At 60.2% G+C, this 15,874-nt stretch carries 17 protein-coding genes; all 17 read right to left on the reverse strand.

The annotated features are described in order from the left end of the window. Nucleotides 1–13: 13 nt before the first annotated feature. Nucleotides 14–433, reverse strand: a complete 420-nt coding sequence (locus N5D48_RS06595) for a F0F1 ATP synthase subunit epsilon (protein ID WP_011536500.1) — start codon at nucleotides 431–433, stop codon at nucleotides 14–16. Between the two features lie 44 nt (nucleotides 434–477). After that, nucleotides 478–1,854 (reverse strand): F0F1 ATP synthase subunit beta, encoded by a 1,377-nt coding sequence (gene atpD, locus N5D48_RS06600; protein ID WP_279882418.1) that lies wholly within the window; start codon nucleotides 1,852–1,854, stop codon nucleotides 478–480. 27 nt (nucleotides 1,855–1,881) lie between these two features. Continuing rightward, on the reverse strand, nucleotides 1,882–2,742 hold the full coding sequence (gene atpG / locus N5D48_RS06605) for a F0F1 ATP synthase subunit gamma (RefSeq protein ID WP_248918073.1): 861 nt from the start codon (nucleotides 2,740–2,742) through the stop codon (nucleotides 1,882–1,884). A 48-nt stretch (nucleotides 2,743–2,790) separates the two neighbouring features. Beyond that, nucleotides 2,791–4,335, reverse strand: a complete 1,545-nt coding sequence (atpA, locus tag N5D48_RS06610; protein ID WP_011536503.1) for a F0F1 ATP synthase subunit alpha — start codon at nucleotides 4,333–4,335, stop codon at nucleotides 2,791–2,793. A gap of 21 nt (nucleotides 4,336–4,356) precedes the next feature. Next, complete coding sequence (locus N5D48_RS06615; RefSeq protein WP_279882423.1) at nucleotides 4,357–4,893, reverse strand: F0F1 ATP synthase subunit delta; 537 nt, start codon at nucleotides 4,891–4,893, stop codon at nucleotides 4,357–4,359. A gap of 12 nt (nucleotides 4,894–4,905) precedes the next feature. Next, nucleotides 4,906–5,376, reverse strand: coding sequence for a F0F1 ATP synthase subunit B (locus N5D48_RS06620; RefSeq protein WP_279882425.1), 471 nt, complete (start codon nucleotides 5,374–5,376; stop codon nucleotides 4,906–4,908). Nucleotides 5,377–5,434: 58 nt separating this feature from the next. Further along, nucleotides 5,435–5,692: a F0F1 ATP synthase subunit C gene (atpE, locus tag N5D48_RS06625; RefSeq protein ID WP_003097235.1), complete on the reverse strand. Its 258-nt coding sequence runs from the start codon at nucleotides 5,690–5,692 to the stop codon at nucleotides 5,435–5,437. A gap of 144 nt (nucleotides 5,693–5,836) precedes the next feature. Further along, nucleotides 5,837–6,706, reverse strand: a complete 870-nt coding sequence (atpB, locus tag N5D48_RS06630; RefSeq protein ID WP_279882427.1) for a F0F1 ATP synthase subunit A — start codon at nucleotides 6,704–6,706, stop codon at nucleotides 5,837–5,839. Between the two features lie 16 nt (nucleotides 6,707–6,722). Continuing rightward, nucleotides 6,723–7,130, reverse strand: coding sequence for a F0F1 ATP synthase subunit I (locus N5D48_RS06635; protein WP_279882429.1), 408 nt, complete (start codon nucleotides 7,128–7,130; stop codon nucleotides 6,723–6,725). Between the two features lie 149 nt (nucleotides 7,131–7,279). Then, nucleotides 7,280–8,152, reverse strand: coding sequence for a ParB/RepB/Spo0J family partition protein (locus tag N5D48_RS06640; RefSeq protein ID WP_279882431.1), 873 nt, complete (start codon nucleotides 8,150–8,152; stop codon nucleotides 7,280–7,282). Nucleotides 8,153–8,161: 9 nt separating this feature from the next. Continuing rightward, nucleotides 8,162–8,953 (reverse strand): ParA family protein, encoded by a 792-nt coding sequence (locus tag N5D48_RS06645; RefSeq protein WP_028690024.1) that lies wholly within the window; start codon nucleotides 8,951–8,953, stop codon nucleotides 8,162–8,164. Between the two features lie 18 nt (nucleotides 8,954–8,971). After that, nucleotides 8,972–9,622, reverse strand: a complete 651-nt coding sequence (gene rsmG, locus N5D48_RS06650) for a 16S rRNA (guanine(527)-N(7))-methyltransferase RsmG (RefSeq protein WP_279882433.1) — start codon at nucleotides 9,620–9,622, stop codon at nucleotides 8,972–8,974. After that, nucleotides 9,619–11,511: a tRNA uridine-5-carboxymethylaminomethyl(34) synthesis enzyme MnmG gene (gene mnmG, locus N5D48_RS06655; protein WP_279882435.1), complete on the reverse strand. Its 1,893-nt coding sequence runs from the start codon at nucleotides 11,509–11,511 to the stop codon at nucleotides 9,619–9,621. The genes rsmG and mnmG overlap by 4 nt, the downstream gene beginning before the upstream one ends. Before the next feature lie 565 nt (nucleotides 11,512–12,076). After that, nucleotides 12,077–13,447, reverse strand: coding sequence for a tRNA uridine-5-carboxymethylaminomethyl(34) synthesis GTPase MnmE (mnmE, locus tag N5D48_RS06660; protein ID WP_279882437.1), 1,371 nt, complete (start codon nucleotides 13,445–13,447; stop codon nucleotides 12,077–12,079). A gap of 87 nt (nucleotides 13,448–13,534) precedes the next feature. Further along, a complete protein-coding gene (gene yidC, locus N5D48_RS06665; RefSeq protein WP_279882439.1) occupies nucleotides 13,535–15,217 on the reverse strand; it encodes a membrane protein insertase YidC in 1,683 nt (560 codons plus the stop codon). A 2-nt stretch (nucleotides 15,218–15,219) separates the two neighbouring features. Continuing rightward, nucleotides 15,220–15,465: a membrane protein insertion efficiency factor YidD gene (yidD, locus tag N5D48_RS06670; protein WP_011536514.1), complete on the reverse strand. Its 246-nt coding sequence runs from the start codon at nucleotides 15,463–15,465 to the stop codon at nucleotides 15,220–15,222. Further along, complete coding sequence (gene rnpA / locus N5D48_RS06675; protein WP_279882502.1) at nucleotides 15,458–15,862, reverse strand: ribonuclease P protein component; 405 nt, start codon at nucleotides 15,860–15,862, stop codon at nucleotides 15,458–15,460. The genes yidD and rnpA overlap by 8 nt, the downstream gene beginning before the upstream one ends. Between the last annotated feature and the right edge of the window lie 12 nt (nucleotides 15,863–15,874).

Raw genomic sequence — 15,874 nt, forward strand, 5'->3', positions numbered from 1 at the left:
GGCCAAAGCCAGGTTACTTGCCTTTGCGCAATTGCTGGACAGTACGCAGCTGAGCTGCAGCCTCGGCCAGACGTGCGGCGGCGGCGCCGTAGTCGAAGTCCGAGCTTTTCGCGTTCAGTGCGTTCTCAGCAGCCTTGAGGGCTTCCTGAGCCTGAGCTTCGTCCAGGTCGGCAGCGCGCTGCACGGTGTCGGCAAGAACCTTGACCATGTTCGGCTGCACTTCGAGGAAACCACCGGAGATGTAGAACACCTCACGATCGCCACCTTGCTTGGTCAGCGTGATCGGACCAGGCTTGAGATTGGTGATCAGCGGCGCGTGGCCTGGAGCGATACCCAGATCGCCCAGGTTGCCGTGCGCTACTACCATCTCGACCAGGCCGGAGAAGATCTCTCCTTCCGCGCTGACGATATCGCAATGGACTGTCATAGCCATCTGCTTGCCTCAACCTGATTAGCGCCCCTTGCGGGGCGCCGGGATTACAGTTTCTTGGCTTTCTCGATCGCTTCGTCGATGCTGCCGACCATGTAGAACGCTTGTTCTGGCAGGTGGTCGTAGTCACCTTTGAGGATGCCGCTGAAGCCAGCGATGGTGTCCTTGAGCGAAACGTACTTGCCTGGCGAGCCGGTGAAGACTTCGGCCACGAAGAACGGCTGCGACAGGAAGCGCTGGATCTTACGAGCACGGGCAACCAGTTGCTTGTCGGCTTCGGACAGTTCGTCCATGCCCAGGATCGCGATGATGTCCTTCAGCTCTTTGTAGCGCTGCAGAACATACTGGACCTGACGGGCAGTTTCGTAGTGCTCGGTACCGATCACGTTCGGGTCCAGCTGACGCGAAGTCGAGTCCAGTGGGTCGACCGCTGGGTAGATACCCAGGGAGGCGATGTCACGGGACAGTACGACGGTGGCGTCGAGGTGGGCGAAGGTGGTGGCTGGCGACGGGTCGGTCAGGTCGTCCGCAGGTACGTATACGGCCTGGATCGAGGTGATCGAACCTTCCTTGGTCGAAGTGATGCGCTCTTGCAGAACGCCCATCTCTTCAGCCAGGGTCGGCTGGTAACCTACTGCCGAAGGCATACGGCCCAGCAGTGCGGATACTTCGGTACCGGCCAGGGTGTAACGGTAGATGTTATCGACGAACAGCAGAACGTCGTTACCTTCGTCACGGAACTTCTCAGCCATGGTCAGGCCGGTCAGCGCTACGCGCAGACGGTTTCCTGGTGGCTCGTTCATCTGGCCGTAGACCAGCGCTACCTTGTCGAGAACGTTGGAGTCCTTCATCTCGTGGTAGAAGTCGTTACCCTCACGAGTACGCTCACCCACACCGGCGAACACGGAGTAACCGCTGTGCTCGATGGCGATGTTACGGATCAGTTCCATCATGTTCACGGTCTTGCCGACGCCGGCACCACCGAACAGACCAACCTTACCACCCTTGGCGAACGGGCAAACCAGGTCGATAACCTTGATGCCGGTTTCCAGCAGGTCGTTGCCGCCTGCCTGGTCAGCGAACGAAGGTGCCTTCTGGTGGATGCCACGACGCTCTTCTTCGCCGATCGGGCCGGCTTCGTCGATTGGGTTGCCCAGAACGTCCATGATACGGCCCAGAGTGGCCTTACCAACAGGAACGGAGATGGCCGCGCCGGTATCGACGACGTCCAGACCGCGCTTCAGACCTTCGGTCGAGCCCATCGCAATGGTACGAACCACGCCGTCGCCCAGCTGCTGCTGAACTTCCAGGGTGGTTTCCGCGCCTTGTACTTTCAGCGCGTTGTAAACACTCGGCACGGCATCACGTGGGAATTCCACGTCGATGACGGCGCCGATGATTTGAACGATACGTCCGCTACTCATAGCTGGATCCTCTGAATATTTGAACCGTTAAACCGCGGCAGCGCCGCCGACGATTTCCGAGATCTCCTGGGTGATCGCAGCCTGACGCGCCTTGTTGTAGATCAGCTGGAGTTCGCTGATCAAATCACCGGCGTTGTCTGTGGCGTTCTTCATGGCGATCATCCGGGCCGCTTGTTCAGCAGCGTTGTTCTCGACCACCGCCTGGTACACCTGCGACTCCACGTAACGCACCATCAAGCCGTCCAGCAGCTCTTTTGCGTCGGGTTCGTACAGGTAGTCCCAGTGGTGCTTGAGTTCCTGATCCGGGGTTGCCACCAACGGTACCAACTGCTCTACCGTCGGTTTTTGGGTCATGGTGTTGATGAACTTGTTCGAAACCACCGAGAGGCGATCGATGCGGCCGTCCAGGTAGGCGTCCAGCATCACCTTGACGGAGCCGATCAGATCGTTGATCGATGGCTCTTCGCCCAGATGGCTGATCGCGGCTACGACGTTGCCGCCAAAGATGCGGAAGAAAGTCGCACCCTTGCTGCCGATCACGCACAGGTCGATTTCCACGCCCTGTTCGCGGTTTTCGTTCATGTCCTTGACCAGGGCCTTGAACAGGTTGGTGTTCAAGCCACCGCACAGACCACGGTCACTGCTCACCACGATATAACCGGCGCGCTTTACAGGGCGCTCGATCATGAACGGGTGGCGGTATTCCGGGTTGGCGTTGGCCAGATGACCGATCACCTGGCGGATACGCTCCGCGTAAGGACGGCTAGCAGCCATGCGCATTTGTGCCTTGCGCATTTTGCTGACCGCCACTTTCTCCATGGCGCTGGTAATTTTTTGCGTGCTTTTGATGCTCGCAATCTTACTGCGAATCTCTTTTGCGCCTGCCATGTATCACCTATCAGGTTAGCAAGCGGGGGCCGGAGCCCCCGCTGCGGCTTACCAGGTCTGGGTGGCCTTGAACTTCTCGATACCGGCTTTCATGCCAGCGTCGATTTCGTCGTTGAAGTCACCCTTCACGTTGATCTTCGCCATCAGTTCGGCGTGATCACGGTTGAAGTAGGCGATCAGCGCTTGCTCGAAGCTACCGACCTTGGCGACTTCTACGTCGGTCAGGAAACCACGCTCAGCGGCGTACAGCGACAGGGCCATGTCGGCGATCGACATTGGCGCGTACTGCTTCTGCTTCATCAGCTCGGTAACGCGCTGACCATGCTCCAGCTGCTTGCGGGTAGCCTCGTCCAGGTCAGAAGCGAACTGGGCGAATGCCGCCAGCTCACGGTACTGAGCCAGAGCGGTACGGATACCACCGGACAGCTTCTTGATGATCTTGGTCTGGGCGGCACCACCAACACGGGATACCGACACACCGGCGTTAACGGCAGGACGGATGCCTGCGTTGAACATGGCCGATTCCAGGAAGATCTGACCGTCGGTGATCGAGATCACGTTGGTCGGAACGAACGCGGAAACGTCGCCAGCCTGGGTTTCGATGATCGGCAGGGCGGTCAGCGAGCCAGTCTTGCCAGTTACGGCACCGTTGGTGAACTTCTCGACGTACTCTTCGGAAACGCGCGATGCACGCTCCAGCAGACGGGAGTGGAGATAGAACACGTCGCCTGGGTACGCTTCACGTCCTGGTGGACGGCGCAGCAGCAGGGAGATCTGACGGTAGGCAACGGCCTGCTTGGACAGGTCATCGTAAACGATCAGGGCGTCTTCACCACGGTCGCGGAAGAACTCGCCCATGGTGCAGCCGGCGTACGGTGCCAGGAACTGCAGCGCGGCGGATTCCGAGGCGCTGGCGGCAACAACGATGGTGTTGGCCAGGGCGCCGGCTTCTTCCAGCTTGCGAACAACGTTGGCGATGGTCGACTGCTTCTGGCCGACGGCCACGTAGACGCAGAAGATGCCGCTGTTTTTCTGGTTGATGATCGCGTCGACCGCCATGGCGGTCTTGCCGATCTGACGGTCACCAATGATCAGCTCACGCTGGCCACGGCCAACCGGGATCATGGCATCGACCGACTTGTAGCCAGTCTGTACAGGCTGGTCTACCGACTTACGCCAGATCACGCCTGGAGCAACTTTCTCGACCGCGTCGGTCTCGGTATTGTTCAGCGGACCTTTGCCGTCGATCGGGTTGCCCAGTGCGTCGACGACGCGACCCAGCAGTTCCTTACCAACCGGAACTTCCAGGATGCGGCCGGTGCACTTGGCCGACATGCCTTCGGCGAGCGAGGTGTAGTCGCCCAGGACAACTGCACCTACGGAGTCTTGCTCCAGGTTCAGTGCCATACCGAAGACGCTGCCCGGGAACTCGATCATTTCGCCGTACATGACGTCGGCCAGACCGTGGATCCGTACGATACCGTCGGAAACGCTTACGACAGTACCTTCGTTACGGGCTTGGGAGCTGACATCGAGTTTCTCGATGCGGCCCTTGATGATTTCACTAATTTCGGAAGGATTGAGTTGCTGCATTGCTCTGCTGCCCCTTCAAACTCAAGATTTCAAGGCTTCGGCCAGTTTCGCGATCTTGCCGCGAACCGAACCGTCGATTACCAGGTCGCCGGCGCGGATGACGACGCCGCCGATCAGGCTGGCATCCTCCGACGCGTGCAGGCGCACTTCCTGGCCTAACCGTGCACTGAGAACCTTGGCGAGTTTGTCTTGCTGTTCTTGGTTCAACGCAAAAGCACTGGTGACTTCCACGTCCACGGATTTCTCTTGCTCGGCCTTGTACAGATCGAACAGAGTCGAAATCTCCGGCAGAAGCAGGAGACGTTCGTTTTCCGCGGCAACATGAATGAAATTCTGTGCCTGGGCGTCAAACTTGTCACCGCACACTTCAACGAATGCGGCGGCCTTTTCTGCGCTAGTCAGTTGCGGGGCCTTGAGCAGGCGCTGCATGGTGTCGTCTTGCGACACCGCAGCAGCCAGGCCGAGCATGGCTGACCAATTGGCCAGTTGCTGATGGGCCTGGGCATGCTCGAAGGCAGCCTTAGCGTAAGGTCGGGCCAACGTGGTCAGTTCTGCCATGATCGCCCTCGCTTAAATTTCAGCGGCCAGTTTGTTAACCAGCTCCGCATGCGCGTTTTGATCGATTGTGGCGCCAAGGATCTTTTCAGCACCGCCAACGGCCAGGGCACCCACTTGGGCACGCAGGGCGTCTTTGACGCTGTTAATTTCCTGTTCGATCTCGGCTTGAGCCTGAGCCTTCACACGGTCAGCTTCGACGCGAGCCTGTTCACGGGCTTCCTCGACAAGCTGAGCAGCGCGCTTCTTGCTTTGCTCAATGATTTCGGCTGCCTGTGCCTTCGCTTCACGCAGTTGCTGACCCGCTTTCTCTTGGGCCAGCTCCAGGTCGCGAGCTGCGCGGTTGGCAGCGTCCAAGCCGTCTGCAATCTTCTTTTGGCGCTCTTGCAGGGCAGTGATGACCGGAGGCCATACGTACTTCATGCAGAAGAGTACAAAAATCAGAAAAGCAACGGATTGGCCAATCAGGGTTGCATTAATGTTCACGCCAACACCTCGCTCGGTCTTTGTCCATCACACCAATCAACTCGTAAGAAACGAGTGATTAGCCGGCGATCTGACCAACGAAGGGGTTCGCGAAGGTGAAGAACAGAGCGATACCAACACCGATCATGGTTACGGCGTCGAGCAGACCGGCAACGATGAACATTTTGACCTGCAGCATCGGAACCATTTCTGGCTGGCGAGCAGCGCCTTCCAGGAACTTGCCGCCCAGCAGGCCGAAACCAATGGCGGTACCCAGAGCACCCAGGCCGATCAGCAGAGCAACAGCGATAGCGGTCAGACCAACTACAGTTTCCATCTTTCCTCCCGACTTTTACGTCGTATTGGTTAGGTTTTTAGTTTGAAGCGGTAAAACAAATCGTTTGTTACAGCATGCCCTTGCGGACTTTTTAAGCCCTCCCCCCGAACGGGCGGGGAAGGCTATCAGACACGCCAGGCGGTCTTAATGGTTATCTTCGTGAGCCATCGACAGGTAGACGATGGTAAGCATCATGAAGATGAAGGCTTGCAGGGTGATGATCAGGATGTGGAACACAGCCCACGCCCATTGCAGCACGATACCCAGGCCGCTGAGCCAGAGGATGCCGGCGCCGAACATCACCGCGATCAGGATGAACACCAGCTCGCCGGCGTACATGTTGCCGAACAGACGCAGGGCCAGCGAGATCGGCTTGGCGATCAGGGTGACGAATTCGAGCAGGAAGTTCACCGGAATCAGCAGGATCTGCACGAAGATGTTCTTGCTGCCGAACGGGTGCAGGGTCAGCTCGCCGAGGAAGCCGCCCAGGCCCTTGACCTTGATGCTGTAGAAGATGATCAGGGCGAACACGCAGAAGGCCATGGCCAGGGTCGCGTTCGGGTCGGTGGTCGACACGGCGCGGAACGGAATGTGCGGATCACCGGAGATCAGGATGGCCAGCTGAGGAATCCAGTCGACCGGTACCAGGTCGATGGCGTTCATCAGGAAGACCCAGACGAAGATGGTCAGCGCCAGCGGGGCGATCACCGGGCTACGGCCGTGGAAGGAATCCTTCACGCTGCCGTTGACGAAGTCCACCAGCACTTCCACGAAGTTCTGCAGGCCGCTCGGTTGGCCGGAAGTCGCCTTCTTGGCTGCCATGCGGAAGATGAACAGGAAGATCAGACCCAGCGCAACGGACCAGCCGAGGGTGTCCACGTGGAACGCCCAGAAGCCCATTGCCTTGGCTTCTGCAGCCGAATGGGCGAAGCCCCAGCTGCCGTCTGGTAGTTGACCGTAGGTCAGGTTCTGCAAGTGGTGCTGGATATAGCCCGAAGCGGTTTCTGCTGCCATGGTTGCCTCAAACGCCCTAAGGTCTCGAAAGTCTTTTATTCATCAGCAGGGGCGCGAACCAGCTGACCAAAAGGGTCAGCACGAAGACGCCGAATACTGCCAACGGCGCCAATGGCTTCACTCCTGCGAAGGTCAGTGCGAACAGCACTGCCGTCAAAATCATCTTGCCTGCCTCGCCCGCGTAGAACGACTTGACGATGGCCTGCGCCGCCCGGGCTCCACTGAAGCGGAATGCCTTCCAGGCGAAATACACATTGGGCAGCCAGGCAATCAAGCCTCCGCAGAGACCTGAATATCCACTGACCGCCCCTTTCCACTGCCACAACACCAGGGTTGCCAGCAGCAGTACGGCAAATTGAGCCAACAGAACCGGGAAAACTGCCCAGCGATGGAAAGGCAGGCGGTTTGGCGTGCGGATTTCCATCTCAACTGCTCCTCGGAAGTCGACCGCCTAGTCAGCTATGACTTGGCATAATTTGTGCCGACAAAATGCGCGCAGAGTATAGGGGTGGATTAACCCCTATTCAACTCTTCGGTAGTGATTTCCGACTGCGCGCTACAACGGGAATTGTTTCAGCGGATGTGAGCAAGCACGCCTTGCAACTCGTCAAGCGAGTTGTAGCGAATAACCAACTGGCCCTTGCCCTTGTTGCCATGGCGAATTTGCACCGCCGAGCCCAGGCGCTCTGCCAGACGCTGCTCGAGGCGAGCGATATCCGGATCAGGTTTGCTCGATTCGACCGGCTCAGGTTTGCCATTGAGCCACTGGCGCACCAGTGCCTCGGTCTGGCGCACGGTCAGGCCACGTGCGACAACATGACGCGCCCCCTCTTCCTGACGCTCTTCCTCGAGGCCGAGCAAGGCACGGGCGTGGCCCATCTCCAGATCGCCATGGGCGAGCATGGTCTTGATCGCCTCGGGCAGCGAGATCAGGCGCAGCAGGTTGGCGACAGTGACCCGCGACTTGCCGACGGCATCGGCCACCTGCTGCTGGGTCAGCTCGAACTCCTGCTGCAGACGCTGCAAGGCCAATGCCTCTTCCAGCGGGTTCAGGTCCTCACGCTGGATGTTCTCGATCAGCGCCATCGCGATGGCGGCTTCGTCGGGCACCTCGCGGACCATGGCCGGAACGGTGTCCAGGCCGGCCTGCTGGGTGGCGCGCCAGCGGCGCTCGCCGGCGATGATCTCGTAGCGGTTGTCGCCGATCGGGCGCACCACGATCGGCTGCATGACGCCGTGGGTGCGGATGGAGTGCGCCAGCTCTTCCAGCGCCTCGGGGTCCATGTCGCGACGCGGCTGGTACTTGCCGCGCTGGATCAGCTCGACCGGCAGTTGTTGCAGTTCCTTCCGGTCGACCTTGACAGCCTGCTCTTCGAGCGCGCTGACGGAAGGACCACTGAGCAGTGCATCCAACCCACGTCCGAGACCGCGTTTCTTGATGGCCATGCGGATTCCTTAAGTTGTTTGTGCAGTGCGTGATGGACGGCGCTGACGGCGAACCAGTTCCCCGGCCAGCGCCAGATAGGCGAGCGCGCCTCGGGATTGCTTGTCGTAGGCCAGGGCCGGCATGCCGAAGCTCGGCGCCTCGGCCAGGCGGATGTTGCGCGGAATCACCGTGTCGTACAGCTGGTCGCCGAAGTGTTCCTTGAGCTGTGCCGAAACATCGTTGTTCAGGCTCAGGCGCGGGTCGTACATGGTCCGCAGCAGGCCTTCGATCTTCAGCTCAGGGTTCAACCGCGCGGCGATGCGCTTGATGTTATCCACAAGGTCGCTGAGCCCCTCCAGCGCGTAGTACTCGCACTGCATGGGGATGATCACGCCATCGGAGGCGACCAGGGCATTGAGTGTCAGCATCGACAGCGACGGCGGGCAGTCGATGAGGATGTAGTCGTAGTTCTCGCGGATCGGCGCCAGCGCGTTGCGCAGGCGGCTCTCCTTCATCTGCATCTCGAGCAGCACCACCTCGGCGGCGGTCAGGTCGCGGTTGGCCGGCAGCAGCTGGAAATTACCGTGCTCGGAGTAGTGCATGGCCTGGGCCAGGTCGCATTCCCCGATGAGCAGGTCGTACACCGAGTGCTCGAGCTCGTGCTTATCCACACCGCTGCCCATGGTGGCGTTGCCCTGTGGATCGAGGTCGATCAGCAGCACGCGACGCTTGGTCGCGGCCAGCGATGCGGCGAGATTGATGCAGGTGGTGGTCTTGCCCACACCACCCTTCTGGTTCGCGATTGCGAATACCTTAGCCATTGTTGCGTGTGTTCCCAGTCATGCCTTGCGGCGCAGTATCAGCAGATGGCGCTGGCCCTGGCAACCCGGAACGGTCAGGGCCTGCTCGCTTTCCACTGTGAAGTCTGCGGGCAATGCTACCAGTTCGTCGGCAGGATGCAGCCCCTTCATTGCAAGCCATTGCGTGCGAGCGTCACCCAGGTGGCGGGTCCAGTTGGTGAAATTCTCCATGCTGCTGAACGCGCGGGAGATGATCCCGCAGAACGGCTGCTCGGGCTGCACCTCTTCGACCCGGCTGTGGATAACCGTAAGGTTGTCCAGTTTCAGTTCCATCTTCACCTGGGTCAGGAAGCGGGTCTTCTTGCCGTTGCTGTCCAGCACCGTCACTTGCTTGTGCGGGTGCAGGATGGCCAGCGGGATGCCGGGCATGCCGCCGCCGCTACCGACATCCAGCCAGCGCTGGGCGTCATTGTGGATAAACGGCATGACACTCAGGCTGTCGAGCAGATGCCGCGAAACCATCTCGTCCGGGTCGCGCACGGCGGTGAGGTTGTAGGCCTTGTTCCATTTGATCAGCAGGGCCAGGTAGCCCAACAGCAGCTCGTGCTGCTGCGCGCTCAGCTCGACACCGAGCTGGCGCGCACCTGTGGACAACTCTTCGGCATGTTGCGGGGTGACCGGGGAACTCAAGCGCTTTGCTCCAATTCGCGGCCTGCGCCGCGTTTCTTCAAGTGAATCAGCAACAGGGAAATCGCCGCCGGGGTCACACCCGGGATGCGCGATGCCTGGCCAAGGGTTTCGGGCCGGGTCTGCTCGAGCTTGCCCTGGATTTCCTTGGACAGGCCGGAAATCGTGGTGTAGTCGATATCCACAGGCAGGCGCGTATCTTCGCTGGCGCGCAGCCGGGCGATCTCTTCCTGCTGGCGGTCGATGTAGCCGGCGTACTTGGTCTTGATCTCGACCTGTTCGGCGACCTGTGGATCGATCACTTCACCGCCGGTGGCCTCGATCAGCCCAGCGTAGTCGACTTCCGGACGCGCCAGCAGGTTGAGCAGGCTGTATTCGTGGGCCAACGGCGTGCCGAACTTATCCACAATGGCCTGGCCCTGCGGCGTGCCCGGGCGAACCCAGGTGCTCTTCAGCCGCTGTTCCTCGCGCTCGATGCCTTCGCGCTTGGCGCAGAATGCGGCCCAACGGACGTCGTCGATCAGACCCAGTTCGCGACCTTTTTCGGTCAGGCGCAGGTCGGCGTTGTCTTCGCGCAGGATCAGCCGGTACTCGGCACGCGAAGTGAACATGCGGTACGGCTCCTGGGTGCCGAGGGTGATCAGGTCATCGACCAGAACGCCAATGTAGGCTTCGTCGCGACGTGGGCACCAGCTTTCACGGCCCTGGGCGCGCAGCGCGGCGTTGGTCCCGGCCAGCAGGCCCTGGGCACCGGCTTCTTCGTAACCGGTAGTGCCGTTGATCTGGCCGGCGAAGAACAGGCCGCCGATGACCTTGGTCTCGAGGCTGTACTTCAGGTCGCGCGGGTCGAAGTAGTCGTACTCGATGGCATAGCCCGGACGCACGATATGGGCGTTTTCCATGCCGCGGATCGAGCGCACGATCTCCAGCTGCACATCGAACGGCAGCGAAGTGGAGATGCCGTTGGGGTACAGCTCATGGGTGGTCAGGCCTTCCGGCTCGATGAACACCTGGTGGCTTTCCTTGTCGGCGAAACGGTGAATCTTGTCTTCGATCGACGGGCAGTAGCGCGGGCCGATGCCTTCGATCACGCCGGAGTACATCGGCGAACGGTCGAGGTTCGAAGCGATGATCTCGTGGGTGCGGGCGTTGGTGTGGGTGATCCAGCAGCTCACCTGGCGCGGATGCATCTGGGCATTGCCCATGAACGACATCACCGGGATCGGCGTGTCGCCCGGTTGCTCGGTCATCACCGAGAAGTCCACGGAACGGCCGTCGATGCGCGGCGGGGTGCCGGTCTTCAACCGACCGACGCGCAGCGGCAGTTCGCGCATGCGGTTGGCCAGGGCATTGGCGGGCGGATCGCCGGCGCGGCCACCGGAGTAGTTCTGCAAACCAATGTGGATAAGTCCGCCGAGGAAGGTGCCGCTGGTCAGGACCACGGAATCGGCGAAGAAGCGCAGGCCCATTTGCGTGACCACGCCCTTGACCTGGTCCTGCTCGACGATCAGGTCATCGCAAGACTGCTGGAATATCCACAGGTTCGGCTGGTTTTCCAGGATCTCGCGCACCACCGCCTTGTAGATGGCGCGGTCGGCCTGCGCACGGGTGGCGCGCACGGCCGGGCCCTTGCGGTTGTTCAGGATGCGGAACTGGATGCCGCTCTTGTCGGTGGCCAACGCCATGGCGCCGCCGAGCGCATCGATTTCCTTGACCAGGTGGCTCTTGCCGATGCCACCGATGGCCGGGTTGCAGCTCATGTGACCGAGGGTTTCCACGTTATGAGTCAACAGCAGGGTCTTCACACCCATGCGTGCGGACGCAAGCGCAGCCTCGGTACCGGCATGGCCGCCGCCGATGACGATCACTTCAAAACGGGAAGGGAAATCCACCACGCACCTCGTGCCTGTTTTTGCGAATAGAGAAGGTAAGCGGACAAGTATAGGGACTTCCCGCCCTTCAAAGAAACCTTCTGAGCAAAAAATGAGCAGGCTGTGGATGAGTGGCAGGCAAAAGAAAACAAAGAGGAAAAATTTAAAAAAGCTTTGTTTTTATGTTTATGTTTAGGCACTGCTATGCCTGTGCATAAGTACTTCTAGGCCATATATTACGGTGTGTACAGAGAATCATAACCCTGTGTCGAAATGGGCCTGGGGGCTCTGGATACTGCTGTTTAACCTGTGGATGAATGTGCCTGTTACCCACAGGCGGGTTTTTCCTCAGAAAAAAAGCCTGGTTATCAACGGAGCTGAAGGCGAGTTTTCCACAGAGCTCCTGAGTCAGGGCCTTAATCTGTGGATGAAGTCGTGGGAGCGAGCTTGTCTCGCGAAGCAGGCTTGCAGATATGGCACCGGCTGCACCGGTGTTCGCGGGTCAAGTCCGCTCCCACAATCCTGAATCACAGGCAAAAAAAAGCCGCTCCAGGTAGGAGCGGCTTCGATATCGCAGGGTTGTGGACTACTTACCGATGCAGAAGCTCGAGAAGATCCTGCCGAGCAGGTCATCCGAACTGAACGCCCCGGTGATTTCCCCCAACGCCTGCTGTGCCTGGCGCAGATCCTCCGCCAACAGCTCTCCGGCGCCAGCCAGGGTCAACTGCGCCCGACCATGTTCCAGGTGCTCGCTAGCCTGGCGTAGCGCCTCCAGGTGCCGACGACGGGCGCTGAAGCTGCTTTCCGCGGTCTGTTCATAACCCATGCAGGCCTTGAGGTGGTTACGCAGCAGGTCCAGGCCCATATCGCTCTCACGGGCACTCAGGGTGATGGTCACATGGCCGTCGTCGCTTTGTTCCATGCCAACGGCTTCACCACTGAGGTCGGCCTTGTTGCGGATGAGGGTGACCTTGGCCACGTCCGGACGCTGATCGAGAAATTCTGGCCACAAGGCGAAGGGATCACTGGCTTCCGGTGCGGTCGAGTCGACGACCAGCAGCACCCGATCGGCTTCGCCGATGGCCTTGAGCGCCCTTTCCACGCCGATCTTTTCCACATGGTCATCGGTATCGCGCAGGCCGGCGGTATCGACCACATGCAACGGCATGCCATCGATGTGGATATGTTCGCGCAGGATGTCCCGGGTGGTGCCGGCAATATCGGTGACGATCGCCGCCTCGCGTCCGGCCAACTGGTTGAGCAGGCTCGATTTGCCGGCGTTCGGCCGGCCGGCGATGACCACGGTCATGCCATCGCGCAACAAGGCGCCCTGCCCGGCTTCACGCTGCACTGTGGACAACTCGCTGCGCACGTCATCGAGCATGCGCAACACATGGCCGTCGGCGAGAAAGTCGATTTCTTCCTCGGGGAAGTCGATTGCCGCCTCGACGTAGATGCGCAAGGCAATCAGCGCCTCGGTCAGCCCGTGCACACGCTTGGAGAACGCCCCCTGCAGAGAACGCAGGGCATTACGGGCAGCTTGGGTGGAGCTGGCTTCGATCAGGTCAGCGATGGCTTCGGCCTGGGCCAGGTCGAGCTTGTCGTTGAGGAACGCTCGCTCGCTGAACTCGCCCGGGCGCGCCAACCGGCAACCCAACTGCAGGCAACGCTGCAGCAGCATGTCCATGACCACCGGCCCACCGTGGCCCTGCAGCTCCAGCACGTCTTCGCCGGTGAACGAGTTCGGTCCGGGGAAGAACAGCGCTATGCCTTCGTCCAGGACCAGGCCTTCGGCATCGCGGAACGGGCCGTAGTGGGCATGGCGCGGGGTCAGCGTGCGGCCGGTGATGGCCTGCCCGGCCTGGCTGGCCAGCGGCCCGGACAAGCGGACGATGCCAACACCGCCACGGCCCTGGGCGGTAGCGATGGCGGCGATGGTTTCACGCACAGTGTTCATGCTCGAAAGCCTCTACAACGAATTCGACGGATAGCAAAAACGCCCCACTAGGGGGCGTTTTTATTCACAGGCAAACAGAAGTGCCCGTCAAGCAGCAGCTTTCTTGGCCGCTGCCTCGATGCCGCGAGTGATGTACCACTGCTGTGCGATCGACAGGCAGTTGTTCACAACCCAGTACAGCACCAGACCGGCCGGGAACCACAGGAAGAAGAAGGTGAAGATGATCGGCATCATTTTCATGACCTTCGCTTGCATCGGATCCGGTGGCGTCGGGTTCAGGCGCTGCTGGATGAACATGGTGGCGCCCATGATGATCGGCAGGATGAAGAACGGATCCTTGATCGACAAGTCGGTGATCCACAGCATCCACGGGGCCTGGCGCATCTCGACGCTTTCCAGCAGTACCCAGTACAGGGCCAGGAACACCGGCATCTGCACCAGGATCGGCAGGCAGCCGCCCAGCGGGTTGATCTTCTCTTTCTTGTACAGCTCCATCATCGCCTGGGACATCTTCTGGCGATCGTCACCGAAGCGTTCCTTGAGCTGGGCCAGTTTCGGCGCCACGGCACGCATGCGCGCCATCGAGCGGTAGCTGGCGGCCGAGAGCGGGAAGAACAGGCCCTTGATCAGCATGGTCAGGACGATGATCGACCAGCCCCAGTTGCCGAGCAGGCTGTGGATATGTTGCAGCAGCCAGAAGATCGGCTGGGCGATGAACCACAGGAAGCCGTAGTCGACGGTGAGTTCCAGGCCTGGGGACAACTCCTTGAGCTTGGACTGGATCTTGGGACCGGCGTACAGCATGGCGCTGGTCTCGACCTTGCCGCCGGCAGGCACGTTCAGGGCCGGACCGGTGTAGCCGATGATGTAGTTGCCCTGGCTGTCCTTGCGGGTCTGGACCGCATTGTTGTCCGAGTGGCTTGGAATCCAGGCGGTCACGAAGTAGTGCTGCAACCAGGCGACCCAGCCGCCGGTTACATTTTCTTTCAAACTGCCTTTGTCGATGTCTTTCATCGACACTTTCTTGTACGGCTCCGAAGCTGTCCACAGGGCCGCACCCAGGTAGGTGGCGGTGCCGGTGGCGGTGCTCGACGACGGATCGGAGCTGGCGTCACGCTTGAGCTGGGCAAACATGTTGCCGGTCCAGGCCTGGCCACTCTGGTTGTCGATCAGGTAGCTGACGGTCAGGTCGTACTCGCCACGCTTGACGCTGAAGCGCTTGATGTAATTGACGCCGTTTTCGCTGAACTTCAGGTCCACGACCAATTGGTCCTGGCCGTCGGCCAGCTGGAAGCTCTTCTGGTCCGCAGCGTAAAGCGGGCGACCGGTGGCGCGCGCATCCGGGCCGTTGGTACCGGTCAGGCCGCTCTGGGCAAGGTACACACGTTCGCCACCGTTATCGAACAGCTGGAACGGAATGTCCGGATGGTCCTGACGACGTGGGTATTTCGGCAGGTTCAGTTGGACGATGTCGCCACCGACCGGGTCGATAGCCAGGTCCAGGACATCGGTCTTGATCCGGATCAGGTCCTTGCTGACCGCGACCGGCGCCAGCTCCGCAGGGCTGGATTCAGCATTGGCGCTCGGCACATCGGCGCTGGCACCGGAGTTGCCGGCCGGCACGGTATCCGGCAGGGACGGAGCAGCGTTGCTGGCAGCAGCATGCTGAGTCGGCAAGGCAGCCTGGCCGTAGTCCTGGTTCCACTTGAGGACCAGTACGTAGGACACGATTGCCAGGGCGACGATCAGGATCGTGCGTTTAATATCCATGATTACTCGGCTATCGAAGAAGTTCGGGAGGAAGGAGCAGGTGGAACGGGATCGAAACCGCCGTCGTTCCACGGATGACAGCGCCCCAGGCGACGAACGGCCAGCCACCCACCACGCAACAGGCCATGGTTTTCGATGGCTTCGTATGCGTAACAGGAACAGCTGGGATAGAAACGACAGTGACTGGCCATCAGTGGACTGATGGCGTAACGGTAGAACTGGATCGGAACGAGGGCCAGTTTACGCATTGTTACTGTCTACCCCTGCGGGATCGGCATTGACCGCTGGAGAGGGTCGACTGCGAACCAGTCGCTTCCAGAGCTTGCCAAAGTGTTGGTGCAATTCTGGGTTTTCCACTTCGCCCAACCCCTTGCGCGCAACGATCACGATATCCAGACCAGCCAACAGCTGCTGGTTCAGGCGAAACGAGTCGCGCATCAGGCGTTTCAGGCGATTGCGTTGAACGGCGAGCTTGACGCTCTTCTTGCCGATCACCAGGCCGAGGCGTGGGTGATCGAGACCGTTCTCGCGGGCAAGGATAAGCAGGTTTTTCCCTGGAACCTTGCCGGTTGGGGAGTCGAAGACCGCTTTGAAGTGTCGGGGTGTAAGCAGTCGCTTTTCCCGACTGAAGTCCTGACTCACCACCTGTGCCGGAAA

It is taken from the genome of Pseudomonas sp. GD03858, from assembly GCF_029840925.1.
Lineage (GTDB): Bacteria > Pseudomonadota > Gammaproteobacteria > Pseudomonadales > Pseudomonadaceae > Aquipseudomonas.

What these genes read in the sequence shown, in the direction of transcription:
- yidD (WP_011536514.1), bottom strand. Translation starts at nt 15,465, where the DNA reads ATGCGTAAACTGGCCCTCGTTCCGATCCAGTTCTACCGTTACGCCATC.
- atpB (WP_279882427.1), bottom strand. Translation starts at nt 6,706, where the DNA reads ATGGCAGCAGAAACCGCTTCGGGCTATATCCAGCACCACTTGCAGAAC.
- atpA (WP_011536503.1), bottom strand. Translation starts at nt 4,335, where the DNA reads ATGCAGCAACTCAATCCTTCCGAAATTAGTGAAATCATCAAGGGCCGC.
- atpE (WP_003097235.1), bottom strand. Translation starts at nt 5,692, where the DNA reads ATGGAAACTGTAGTTGGTCTGACCGCTATCGCTGTTGCTCTGCTGATC.
- mnmE (WP_279882437.1), bottom strand. Translation starts at nt 13,447, where the DNA reads ATGAACACTGTGCGTGAAACCATCGCCGCCATCGCTACCGCCCAGGGC.
- yidC (WP_279882439.1), bottom strand. Translation starts at nt 15,217, where the DNA reads ATGGATATTAAACGCACGATCCTGATCGTCGCCCTGGCAATCGTGTCC.
- atpG (WP_248918073.1), bottom strand. Translation starts at nt 2,742, where the DNA reads ATGGCAGGCGCAAAAGAGATTCGCAGTAAGATTGCGAGCATCAAAAGC.
- N5D48_RS06640 (WP_279882431.1), bottom strand. Translation starts at nt 8,152, where the DNA reads ATGGCCATCAAGAAACGCGGTCTCGGACGTGGGTTGGATGCACTGCTC.
- atpD (WP_279882418.1), bottom strand. Translation starts at nt 1,854, where the DNA reads ATGAGTAGCGGACGTATCGTTCAAATCATCGGCGCCGTCATCGACGTG.
- N5D48_RS06595 (WP_011536500.1), bottom strand. Translation starts at nt 433, where the DNA reads ATGGCTATGACAGTCCATTGCGATATCGTCAGCGCGGAAGGAGAGATC.
- N5D48_RS06645 (WP_028690024.1), bottom strand. Translation starts at nt 8,953, where the DNA reads ATGGCTAAGGTATTCGCAATCGCGAACCAGAAGGGTGGTGTGGGCAAG.
- N5D48_RS06615 (WP_279882423.1), bottom strand. Translation starts at nt 4,893, where the DNA reads ATGGCAGAACTGACCACGTTGGCCCGACCTTACGCTAAGGCTGCCTTC.
- N5D48_RS06635 (WP_279882429.1), bottom strand. Translation starts at nt 7,130, where the DNA reads ATGGAAATCCGCACGCCAAACCGCCTGCCTTTCCATCGCTGGGCAGTT.